This is a genomic window from Pyrinomonadaceae bacterium, assembly GCA_036277115.1.
Taxonomy (GTDB): Bacteria; Acidobacteriota; Blastocatellia; order Pyrinomonadales; family Pyrinomonadaceae; genus UBA11740.
The window spans coordinates 1,565,823-1,577,446 of record DASUNM010000023.1; the positions used below are offsets into that span (position 1 = coordinate 1,565,823).

At 57.2% G+C, this 11,624-nt stretch carries 11 protein-coding genes and 1 pseudogene; 11 read left to right on the forward strand and 1 reads right to left on the reverse strand.

Annotation, left to right across the window (positions count from 1 at the left end):
* Positions 1-142: 142 nt before the first annotated feature.
* Positions 143-1,861: a M20/M25/M40 family metallo-hydrolase gene (locus tag VFX97_13470; GenBank protein HEX5704207.1), complete on the reverse strand. Its 1,719-nt coding sequence runs from the start codon at positions 1,859-1,861 to the stop codon at positions 143-145.
* Positions 1,862-2,163: 302 nt separating this feature from the next.
* Here VFX97_13470 and hisS point away from each other — a divergent pair, with 302 nt between their 5' ends.
* From hisS to VFX97_13525, 11 genes and pseudogenes are all read left to right on the forward strand, one after another.
* Positions 2,164-3,558 (forward strand): histidine--tRNA ligase, encoded by a 1,395-nt coding sequence (gene hisS, locus VFX97_13475; protein ID HEX5704208.1) that lies wholly within the window; start codon positions 2,164-2,166, stop codon positions 3,556-3,558.
* A gap of 125 nt (positions 3,559-3,683) precedes the next feature.
* Entirely contained in the window at positions 3,684-4,250 is a 567-nt protein-coding gene (locus VFX97_13480; GenBank protein ID HEX5704209.1) for a DUF1572 family protein, read from the forward strand.
* Between the two features lie 4 nt (positions 4,251-4,254).
* Positions 4,255-4,620 carry a VOC family protein gene (locus VFX97_13485; GenBank protein HEX5704210.1) on the forward strand — a complete coding sequence of 122 codons (366 nt, stop codon included), beginning with the start codon at positions 4,255-4,257 and terminating at the stop codon, positions 4,618-4,620.
* Complete coding sequence (locus VFX97_13490; protein HEX5704211.1) at positions 4,620-4,985, forward strand: VOC family protein; 366 nt, start codon at positions 4,620-4,622, stop codon at positions 4,983-4,985. Before VFX97_13485 ends, VFX97_13490 begins: the two co-directional genes overlap by 1 nt.
* Positions 4,986-5,069: 84 nt before the next feature.
* Positions 5,070-5,468 (forward strand): RidA family protein, encoded by a 399-nt coding sequence (locus tag VFX97_13495; protein ID HEX5704212.1) that lies wholly within the window; start codon positions 5,070-5,072, stop codon positions 5,466-5,468.
* Positions 5,469-5,471: 3 nt separating this feature from the next.
* On the forward strand, positions 5,472-6,527 hold the full coding sequence (locus VFX97_13500; protein HEX5704213.1) for a hypothetical protein: 1,056 nt from the start codon (positions 5,472-5,474) through the stop codon (positions 6,525-6,527).
* A gap of 7 nt (positions 6,528-6,534) precedes the next feature.
* Positions 6,535-7,326 carry an enoyl-CoA hydratase family protein gene (locus VFX97_13505; GenBank protein HEX5704214.1) on the forward strand — a complete coding sequence of 264 codons (792 nt, stop codon included), beginning with the start codon at positions 6,535-6,537 and terminating at the stop codon, positions 7,324-7,326.
* A 54-nt stretch (positions 7,327-7,380) separates the two neighbouring features.
* Positions 7,381-7,875, forward strand: a complete 495-nt coding sequence (locus tag VFX97_13510; GenBank protein ID HEX5704215.1) for a hypothetical protein — start codon at positions 7,381-7,383, stop codon at positions 7,873-7,875.
* A 115-nt stretch (positions 7,876-7,990) separates the two neighbouring features.
* On the forward strand, positions 7,991-9,145 hold the full coding sequence (locus VFX97_13515) for an acyl-CoA dehydrogenase family protein (GenBank protein ID HEX5704216.1): 1,155 nt from the start codon (positions 7,991-7,993) through the stop codon (positions 9,143-9,145).
* A 59-nt stretch (positions 9,146-9,204) separates the two neighbouring features.
* Positions 9,205-10,491 (forward strand): annotated as a pseudogene (locus VFX97_13520) (amino acid permease).
* Positions 10,488-11,573, forward strand: a complete 1,086-nt coding sequence (locus VFX97_13525; protein ID HEX5704217.1) for an aminotransferase class I/II-fold pyridoxal phosphate-dependent enzyme — start codon at positions 10,488-10,490, stop codon at positions 11,571-11,573. Before VFX97_13520 ends, VFX97_13525 begins: the two are co-directional and overlap by 4 nt.
* Positions 11,574-11,624 lie beyond the last annotated feature (51 nt).

An 11,624-nucleotide genomic window follows, 5' to 3' on the forward strand; every position in this document is an offset into this window, starting at 1 on the left:
AGTAGCCCGACCGTGACGGAGGGCGCTGATGAGATCTCAGATTTGAAATTTGAGATCTCAGGACGCCCTCCCTGACGGTCGGGCTACTGCCCCGACGCTAGTCGCAAGTTAGCAACTTGCGTTACAGCTTACTGCTCACTGCTCACTGCCTGGTGCTCACAGGTTTCCGCGGCAGCTTCTCATCTCTCATCGCACTCTGATAGATGAATGCGGCCATGATCGTGGACGCCTGCTTCATATCATCCGCCTGGATGCGATCGAACATGTCCATGTTCGAGTGGTGCGTGCGCGTGTCGTATTCAATCTCATCCTGAATGAATTGAAAGCCCGGCAGGCCAATCGCGTCGAACGCCAGATGATCCGTGCCGCCCGTATTCGAAAGCGAGAGCGTCTCAGCACCAAGATCGCGGAACGGCGCCAGCCATTGGCGAAACAGTCCGGCCATCGCGTCGTTGCCCTGCAGGTAAACGCCGCGAATCTTTCCAGTGCCGTTATCGAGATTGAAGTAACCCGCGACCTTGTCATAATCCGGTAGCTTCACCAGCACCGGCGCGGGCGGCGGCGCCGCCGTCGTTCCGTTGCCGTTGCCGTTTGCCGCAGTCGTGGCGGCCGGCGTTTCCATTCTGCCGAAATGTTTCGCGACGTACGCGCGCGAGCCGAGCAGTCCCTGCTCTTCGCCGCTCCACAAAGCGATGCGAATCGTGCGCCGCGGCTTCAATCCCAAAGCTTGAATGATGCGCACCGCTTCCATGCCCACCGCTACGCCGGCCCCGTTGTCCGTCGCGCCGGTGCCGCCATGCCAGGAGTCCATGTGGCCACCCAGCATCACGATCTCAGCCTTCAACGTGGGATCGCTGCCGGGAATTTCCGCCACCGTGTTGTAGCCATTCAGATCCTTGTCCTGGTATTCAACGGCTAATTCAACTTCCATCTTCACCGTTTCGCCGGCTTGAATCATGCGCACGACACGGTTGTAATGTTCGACCGCCATGGCCACCTGCGGCACCATCTTTGGGGCGTCTTTGTCCCACGGTCTGAACCGCCGGGGGGCATTCGCGCTGGCCGCGCCGGGCCCGAAAGTATCCGGCGAGAACGGCTGCGGCACAGTGGCCGCCGATACGAAAATCGTGCCGCCATCACCACGGCCATGATCGATTAGCACGGCCGCGCCTTCGTCAACAAAGAACTGGTTCCTGGCAGCGGCGAACTTCTGCGCCGCAAGAAATTCCGGATTGCGATTGCCGGCCCCACCACGGCCACCGCCGCCCGGACGGGGCATCGGCGCATTCGCGAGGGCGAGCAGGTTCTTTTCGTCCCGTCGCGTTCCCGGCGCCGCAAACAGTGCTTTCACTTCGCGCATCGGCGCGGTCAAGACGATCTTGCCTTTCAACTTGCCTTTAAAGCGCGCCAGATCGGCTTCGTCCTTCGCGTCAAAGTAGACAACTTCAGCGGCTACCGGTCCGTTTGTTCCCGGCGACCACGCTTTCGGGTAAGCGATGAGCGGAAAGCCCTGCGGCTCGATCACCTGCGCGCTGAATCGTTTCAAAGACCAGCCACGGCCGAACGTCCCCCAGCTTTCAACATTTGCGTTCTGCAATCCCCATTTCGCCAAAGTATCGCGCGTCCAATCGTTCGCGCGCTTCATCTGCGGCGACGCCGTCAGGCGCGGCCCGATGACATCGGTCAGGTAAGAAAGCGTCTGCATCACCTGTGATCGATTCATACCTTCATCGCGAATCTTTGCGATTGGGTCGTTGGGATCGAGCGCGGGCTGTTGGTTGGCCGGCTGCTGCGCAAGGGCAGCGTACGGCGCGACGAGTGCGAAAAGCAGAACTAAGGCAGCAAATTGGCGACGAATCATGGTGGACTCCTAACTGAACTTCGAAATGGAATGTTTCACTTGGCTTGAAAGCCAACCGCGTAACTGGATTGACGCTGCTTATACTCGGAAAGTTACAACGAATCAAGAAATTAGAAGGTCTTTGGGCTCTTTCGGCTTTGGTCTTGGGCTTGGGCCTTTGTTCCGATGAGCACGAGTAGCTGGAAATTCTGGAAGCACTCAGTGGCAGAGACCAAAGACCTAAGACAAAGACATAAGCCCAAAGCCCAAAGATCTAATCACAGAGTCCCAAGTGCGTTTTTGTCTGTTATGATTGCGCGCTAATGCCTTCACTAAAGACCCAGCCGGCCCGTGGCATGCGCGATTTCTTGCCCGCCGACGTGCGTAAACGCGAGTACGTCATTGGGGTCATTAAGCAGGTCTACGAGCGCTACGGTTTCGAGCCGCTGGAAACCCCGGCGGTCGAAAATATCGAGACGCTGATGGGCAAGTACGGTGAAGAAGGCAATCAGCTCATCTTCAAAATTCTCAAGCGTGGCGAGCATGAGAAGACCGGCGAAGCGGATCTCGCACTGCGTTACGATCTGACTGTTCCCCTCGCGCGCGTGGTCGCGCAGTATCAGAACGATCTGCCGAAATTTTTCAAGCGCTACCAGATTCAACCAGTCTGGCGCGCGGATCGTCCCGCGCGCGGCCGCTTTCGCGAGTTTTATCAATGCGACGTCGATGTGCTTGGGTCGCAATCAATGATTGTCGAGGCCGAGCTAATCGCAGCGGCGAGCGACGCGCTGGTAGCGCTGGGCTTCAAAGACTTCACGATTCGTTTGAATCATCGGCAGGTCCTCACGGGCATTCTTGATCAGGCTGGAGTGTCGCGTGAGCAGCACGACGCCGCTCTAATTGCCCTCGACAAGATGGACAAAGCCGGGCCCGAGGGTGTCGCACGTGAGCTTCAGGCACGGGGCATCGTCGATGAATCCGCCGTGAAGCTGATGCGCTTCTTCGAAGGACTTGCCGGCGCGAAACATGCTTTGGATCTGGTCGATCTCGGTGAGGCTACCGACGCGCGCGCGGCTTACAATGCCGACGTTCTCGGGCGTTTGGTCGAGTTCATCGGCCCACACGAAATCGGCGCGAGTGGCGTTGACGATTTGCGCCAAATTCTTCAGTTCGCCAAGGCAAGCGGCGTCGATCAACGAATCAAACTCGATCCGACCCTGGCGCGCGGACTCGCGTATTATACTGGCGCGATCATTGAAATTAACGTCGCGGATCTCGCGGGCAGTCTCGGCGGCGGCGGACGTTACGACAATCTCGTCGGCATGTTTCTTGGCAAAGACGTTCCGGCATGTGGTTTCTCGCTCGGACTAGAACGGATCATCGTGGTGATGAGCGAGCGCGAAATGTTTCCGGAACAGTTGATAGCCTCGCCCGCGGACGTGATGGTGACACTCTGGAGCGACGACTCAATCGCTGAATCGATCGCACTCGCGAGCGAATTGAGAACCAACGGGTTGCGCGTCGATGTGTATCCTGAAGCCGACAAGCTAGGTAAGCAATTTAAGTATGCCTCGGAGCGCGGCATCCCGTTTGTGGCGATTCTTGGAGACGAAGAGCGCGCCAAAGGCGAAGTCGCGATTAAAGATATGCGGAGCGGCGAGCAGAAATCCGTGGCCCGCGGCCAAGTCGCGCATTTGTTACAGAACCGCGAGCGATAGCGAGCGGATTTGGAGTGCGGTGGCAAGCGTAGCGCGACACCGCTTTGGATCGCCCGTCGCGATCCCTAATCCAAAGCGCCGTCGCCGCTTCGCTTTGCCGGCGCACTCCAAATTAAGGACAAGGCATGACCACTCAATCTCTCGGCCAACATTATATGGAAGACGTGCTGCGGACCTTTCGCGAATACAAAAAGCTGGGCGAGCGCGCATTCGCGCAAACCAGCGACGAAGATTTTTTTCGCACCATCGACGACGAGTCGAATAGCATCTCCGTCATCATCAAGCATATTGCCGGCAACATGCTTTCGCGCTGGACTGACTTCCTGAACACTGACGGCGAGAAGCCGGACCGCAATCGCGACATGGAATTCGTGATGCTGCCCGAGACGACAAAGGACGAAATGCTTGCGTACTGGGAGAAGGGTTGGAAATGCACATTCGACGCGCTCGAACCATTAACGGCTGACGATCTGCTGCGCACGGTGAAGATTCGCGGCGAGGATCACACAATCGTGCAGGCCATCAACCGGCAGATTGCCCATTACGCGAGTCACATCGGGCAGATTGTCTATCTCGCGAAGCATTTCAAATCGAATGAGTGGCAAAGCCTGAGCGTGCCGAAGAACAAGTCGGCCGAGTTCAACGCTCAGTTACAGAATCGCGAGGGTAAGCACAGAGGCAAAGGGGTTTGAATTCATGTTTCTCGGACTACGCACAGCCATCTATCACGTCGGCGACATTGAAAAAGGCAAGATGTGGTACACCAAGGTCCTCGGAATCGAGCCTTACTTCGACCAGCCGTTCTACGTCGGATTCAATGTGAGTGGATATGAACTCGGCCTCCAACCGGACGAAACCGCTGCCGATGTCCGAGCTGACGGAGCGGTGGCATATTGGGGAGTCGCTGATGCGGACGCAGTTTTCAAAGAGCTGATCGCATTGGGCTCAACGGTTCACGAACCCGTACAGGACGTCGGTGGAGGAATCAAAGTGGGGACGGTTAAAGATCCCTTCGGCAATGTCTTTGGCATCATCGAGAACCCACACTTCAAGCTTGCTTAATGGTCGTAGCACTGCATCACGTCAACGTAACGGTGCCCGCGAAACTTGAAGCGGTGGCCAAGCATTTTTACGGCGCGGTGCTCGGCTTGAAACAGATTCCGAAACCAGCGACGTCGCGCCAAAGCGGTGCCTGGTACGAAATCGGTGAGACGCAGTTGCATCTCTCGGTCGACGACGAAGGACACGGACAGGTGAGTTCCGGTCATGTCTGCTTCGCCATTTCTGACCTGGCGGAAGCGGAACAGAAATTTCGCGAAGCCGGAGTCGAGATCATCCCTGACCCCAAGCCGAACCCGAATGCGCCACGATTTTTTGTCCGCGACCCGGGCGGAAATCTGTTAGAGATTGCGCAGGCCTCTGTGTAAGTCTGTGGTCCTTTGTGTCTCTGTGGTAAGAGACGATCAACTACAGAGGCACAGAGAACCACAGAGGTTCACTGAGAAAAAAGCATGGCCTTCACACTTATCAATCCCGAATCACTCGGTGCGCCGCGCGGCTATTCGAACGGAGTGCTCACGGACGCCGGTGGCCGGGTGCTTTTCATCTCCGGGCAAATCGGTTGGGATCACCAGCAGAAGATAGTCAGCGATGATGTCGTTGAGCAGTTCGATCTCGCGCTGGCGAATGTGATTGCGGTCGTCGTTGAAGCCGGCGGGAAACCGGATCAAATCGCGCGACTGATCATTTACGTCACTGACAAGAATGAATACCGCGATCGAACGACGGAAATCGGTGAGCGTTATCGCGCGCGCATGGGGAAACATTTTCCGGCAATGGTGCTGGTCGAAGTGAAGAGTCTTTTAGAAGACCGGGCTAAAATCGAAATCGAGGGGACGGCTGTTCTCTAAACGATGAAACGGTGCCCAACATGTAGTCGAGTCTACGACGATGTCAGTCTGCGATTCTGTCTCGACGACGGGACGGAGTTGGTAAACAAGCCTTTGGAAACAGATCCGCCGACTCTCGCTATGCAGACCTCGCCCGAAAGCCAGCCGACCATTAACGCGTTCCAACCTCCGCCGCCACCGCCTCCCCCGGCGGCCACTGTCTCTGCGTTCAAGAACAAACGTCAGCGAAATCTAATTGTCTGGATTCTGATCCTGGCGTTGGGTCTGCCGTTAATTGCCGGCGCCGTGCTCGGCGGGTGGTCGCTTATTAGTAGCCGGAAGTTAGCGTGGCATCTGGTGCTGGAAGTAGATCCAAAAGCGCCAGATCGAAGCGCGGCGGTGCGACAAACCGTCAATGTGATCGACAGCCGGCTCAACGCGTTAGGCCTGGCGAATTACGAAATTCAACCCAAAGGCGATCCCGCTAACGGACTCATCGAAATTAGCCTGCCGGCCACCGACGATCCTGAACGCGTAAAGCGAATCATCAGCACCTGGGGAAAACTTGAGCTCGTTCACGTCGTAAGTCCGCCGAGCCCGTCGGCCGTGCAAACGTTCGTGACCCAAGAAGAAGCCGCGGCCTCGTTTGCTTCCGCGGAGGGCTGGAAACAGACACACCGGGTGCTGCCGTATGCCGACCGCGAGGAAGTTAATACTGCAACCGCGAAACAATGGGTGGTGGTTAAGTCTCCGCCGATCATCGCCGGCGCCGATCTCCGCACCGCTGCGGCCATGGCAGACCCCGGTGGTGGTAAGGGAAATTACTCGGTTAGCTTTTCGTTGAAACCAGCGGGAGCGGCAAAGTTTGGCGCGTGGACCGGATCCAACGTCAACCAATACCTCGGCGTAGTTCTCAACGACGAAGTTAAGTCGATCGCCTACATCAAGTCTCGGATTGACGATCAAGGCGAAATTAGCGGCCGTTTTTCGAAACAATCGGCGGAAGATCTGGCTCTGGTTTTAAGGGCGGGCGCTCTCCCGGTGCCGGTAAGATTCGTTGAAGAGACTGTGAACCAGTAACTTAGAAATGAAAAATCCGAAAAGTTTTCTTTACGAACAGCGCGACGGCATCGGCACGATCACTCTGAATCGGCCCGAACGTTTGAATGCGATCACGTTTGAGGTGTATCACGAGCTGACGGACTTCATCGCACAGCTTCGCGATGAAAAAGATGTGCGCGTCGTCGTGATTACCGGGGCGGGCCGCGCGTTCTGCTCGGGCGGTGATGTCGTGGACATCATCGGCGAATTGACGGGCCGCGACGCCGAGGGGCTGCTTCAGTTCACGCGGCTGACGTGCGAACTGATTCACAACATGCGCGCGCTGCCAAAGCCGATTATCGCCAGCTTGAACGGCACAGTTGCCGGCGCAGGCGCGTGCATCGCGCTGGCTGCAGACATTCGGATTGCTGCTGAAGAGGCGAAGATCGCTTTCATCTTTGTAAAAGTCGGACTCGCCGGCACAGACATGGGCGCGACTTATCTGTTGCCCCGCGTCGTGGGTCTCGCAAAGGCCACCGAGTTGTTAATGACGGGCGACTTTACGGAAGCGGCCGAGGCCGAACGGATGGGGCTTTACAATCGCGTCGTGCCGCGTGCTCAACTTGAAACCGTTACGCGTGAGTTCGCCGGGAAGCTTGCGCGCGGGCCGGCGCTGGGAATCGCCAAGACGAAAGAGATGCTTAATCGCGAGCTTCACATGGGATTCGATGCGGCCCTCGAAGCCGAGGCGGTCGCGCAAGCACTGTGCATGCAGACCCCGGATTTCAAAGAAGCACATGCGGCGTTCATAGAGAAGCGGCCGGCAAAGTTCGAGTGATTTGGAGTGCGCCGGCAGAGCGAAGCGGCGACGGCGCTTTGGATGGATTCGGAAATGAGCGTCCCACAAAAAATCACTTGGCCGCATGCACCACTTCACCAACTTTCAGCTCGCGGTACTTACATTGTCACAGCGGGCACCTACCAAAAAGCGCACCATTTTCGTGAACGCAAGCGACTGGACGTACTGCATCGCGGTTTACTCTCGGTAACTCAAGAATTTGGTTGGGGCTTGGAGGCTTGGGCCGTCTTTTCTAATCACTATCATTTCGTCGGCCACTCGCCAGATGAGGGCGCCGACAATCTTGCCCGAATGCTCGGACTCCTCCATGAGAAAACAGCAAAATGGATTAATAAGGTCGACAACTCAGCAGGCCGGGAGATCTGGCATAATTTCCGGGAAACAAAACTTACGCACAAGAATTCCTATCTTGCGAGACTGAACTACGTGCATCAAAATCCGGAAAACACGGATTGGTTTACACTGCTAATCAGTATCCCTGGTGCTCTGCTGGTTGGTTTGAGCGAACGGCGCGACCTGCGCAGGTGAAGACGATTTACGGTTTCAAGATCGACAAGTTAAAAGTGGTTGATGACTATGATGTATCGGTAGCCGACTAATTCAAAGCGCCGTCGCGCTTCGCTTTGCCGGCGCACTCCAAATAATGGATTCCTTCATCGCCACAATTCCATTTTTCACCTCACAGCAACGCTCCCTCGCTGACCGCGTCGAGGAATTCGCCAGCCACGAAATCGAACCGCGCGCCAGTGCCGACGAGCGTGACGTTGAAGAAGCGTTACCCGCCTACGTGCGGCTGTTGAGCGAGCAAGATCTGCTGCGCTACGCGGTGGCCGCACCTGGCGAACAATTCGATCTGCGCGCCTTCTGCCTCATTCGCGAAACGCTTTCGTATTCCTCGCCACTAGCTGATCTCGCGTTTGTGATGCAGGGGCTGGGCACGTACGCGATTAGCCTTGCCGCAACTGAACACGTGCGCGATTTCTGGTTGGATCGCGCGCGCACCGGACAAGCAATCGCGGCTTTTGCTTTGACCGAGCCTGACGCAGGTTCAGACGTGTCGGCTTTGAAAACCGAAGCACGACGCGAAGGCGACGGTTACCTCATCAACGGCCGTAAACGCTTTATCTCAAATGCAGGCGTCGCTGATTTCTACACCGTGTTCGCGCGCACCGGAACGCGCGCAGACGGTCGGGCGGAGATTTCTGCATTCATCGTAAGCGCGCGCATGCCGGGATTCAGCGTTGCCGAACGGACTGACATGATCGCGCCGCATCCGATTGGCGAACTGGAATTCAAAAACTGTCGCGTGCCGGCCGAAGACATGATCGGAAATCAGGGCGACGGGCTGCGCCTCGCGCTGCAAACGCTCGACCTGTTTCGCGCGAGCGTCGGCGCGGCGGCCTGCGGCATGGCGCGCCGGGCCCTGGATGAAAGTGTGAAATATGCGAAAACGCGCGAACAGTTCGGTAAGCGACTGTCAGAGCATCAACTGATTCAAGAGAAGCTTGCGGACATGATCACTGAACTCGACGCGGCCCGGCTGCTCGTATATCGCGCCGCGTATTTGAAAGATGCAGGCGACGAACGTTCGACCCGTGAGGCCAGTGAAGCAAAGCTGTTCGCCACTGAAGCGGCCGGCCGCATCATCGATCAGGCCGTACAGATTCACGGCGGTAGCGGACTTGTGCGCGGATCAGTGGTTGAGCGGCTGTATCGCGACGTGCGCGCGCTGCGGATTTACGAAGGAACTTCAGAGATTCAAAAGCTCGTGATCGCCAATCAACTCTTGAAAGAGTAAGCGCCACGTCAACTTCAAAAACACAACCTGAAACTCTCGCGCGCCGGTTAACGCTCTTCGACGCGACGATGATCGTCATGGGCGGAATCATCGGCGCGGGCATTTTCACCAATCCTTACGTCGTCGCGCAGTTGGTGCATTCGACGACACTGATTCTTGGCGTATGGATCGCGGGCGGGCTGATAGCGTTGGCCGGCGCCTTTATTTACGCGGAGCTTTCATCGCAGGTTTCCGAGACGGGCGGGCAGTACGTCTATCTGCGCGACGCGATGCACCCGGTCGTCGGCTTTGTTTACGGCTGGAGCATGTTGTTCGTGATCCAGACCGGCGCGATGGCCGCGGTCGCGCTCATCTTCGCGAACCATGTATTTGCCGTGGCCGGTGTGACGGCCAGCGAGTGGAGCGCCGCGCTGCTGGCCGCGTCAGCTCTGATCCTTTTGACGATCGTGAATTGCATCGGCGTGCGGGCGGGCACGTTCACGCAGAACACGTTCATGATTCTTAAGCTCGTCGCCATCGCCGCGCTCGTCGTTATCGGCCTCGCATTAGCGACGCCGGCGTCCCCGGAAGTCAGCGCCGTCACCTCTGGCGAAAGCACCTGGCAAACATTGATTGCGTTCGGCGCAGCTTTGATCCCGGCGCAGTTCGCCTACGGTGGCTGGCAAACGTCCTGCTATGTCGCCGGTGAAGTGCAGGAACCCCGCAAAACTTTGCCGCGCGCTTTGTTGATCGGCGTCGTGGGAGTGATCGTCGTTTACCTTTCAGTGAATTTCGTGTGCGTCTATGTGCTGGGTCCGGAGATGCTGGCGAGAACCAAGACGCCGGCGTCAGCGATTATGGGACTGGCGCTCGGCGACAAAGGCGCGCGCTTCATCGCCGCCGGCATCGCCATCTCGACGATAGGGTTCCTGAGCCAGAGCATGCTGACGGCGCCGCGAGTTTATTTCGCGATGGCTGAAGATGGTTTGTTCTTCAAACGTCTGGCGTCGTTGAATCGCTCGCGCGTCCCGGCATTTGCGATTGCGCTGCAAGGCGGATTGGCGGCGGCGATCGCTTTGGTGGGCAGCCGCTACGAACAGATTTTGAACTATGCGGTGTCGGTTGATGTCGTCTCGTTCGGCATGACGGCGGCTTGTGTGTTCGTGTTCCGCAGGCGGCTTCGCGCTGCCGCGGATGTGTTCCGGATTCCCGGACATCCGTTCACGACGCTTTTCTTCATCGGCATGTGTGCCGTGATAACGTTCAGCATGATCTACAAGTATCCGCGCAACAGCGCGATCAGTTTTGGAATCATGTTTCTGGGCGTACCGGCGTATTTTCTGTGGGCGAGGCGCGCGCGGCGATGAACACTCAATCCACCTACATGCAATGGGCCAAGAAGCGGCCGAAGGTGAAGTACGATCTCGCTTTGAGTGGAATTCTGAATCTTCCCTTCCCCGAACTCGAAGCCACGATCGATGATATCGATCTGAACGGCGACAACTCATACGGCTACAGCCCGCTGGTAAATGCGATTGCCGATCATTGCCATGTCGCGCCCGAAGACGTGGTCAGCATTTCCGGCGGCACGTCTATGGCGAATCACCTCGCGATGGCGGCGGTGATCGAACCCGGCGACGAAGTTTTGATTGAGCAACCAACGTATGAGCCGCTGCTGGCTTTGGCCGAATACTTTGGCTTGCAGGTCAAACGTTTCTCGCGGGCGTTTGACAACAACTTCGAGGTCGATCTGGACGAATTACGAGCGAAAGTCAGCTCGCGGACGCGCTTGATCGTGCTGACGAATCTGCATAACCCGAGCAGCGCGTTGATAGATGAAGCGACCCTCAGGCGCATTGGTGAAATCGCCAACAGTGCCGGGGCCCGCGTGCTGGTTGATGAAGTTTATCTCGATGCCATGTTCGAAGACGCACCGCGCTCATCGGTTCATCTTGGGCCGCAGTTCATCGCGACCAGTAGTTTGACGAAGGGTTATGGCCTGAGCGGCCTGCGCTGTGGCTGGATCCTCGCGGAACCGGAACTCGCCGAAAGAATGCGCCTGCTGCACGACATCTTCGGGGCGGTTGCGCCACATCCAGCGGAGCGGCTGAGTGTGCTCGCCATGCGGCAGCTGCCAAAGTTCATCGCACGCGCGAAGAACATTCTGGAAAGCAATCGCGCCGTGCTGAATGATTTCCTCGACTCCCGAGAAGAACTCTCCGCGTCGAGATCCGAAATTGGCACGACCTGTTTTCCGCGATTGGAGAAAGGCAGCGTTGATTCGCTTTGGACTTTGCTGAACGATAAGTACGAAACCGCTTTTGTGCCGGGCCGCTTCTTTGAATCACCGCAGCACCTGCGCCTCGGCATTTGCGCCGAACCGGAACTTTTCGAAACGGGAGTGCGACGATTAGGGCAGGCTCTCGACGAACTAGGCAACTCAAACTAACGGCGTCAGAGTACCCACTTTAGTTGGGCTCTTGGGTACGCACGCTTCCAG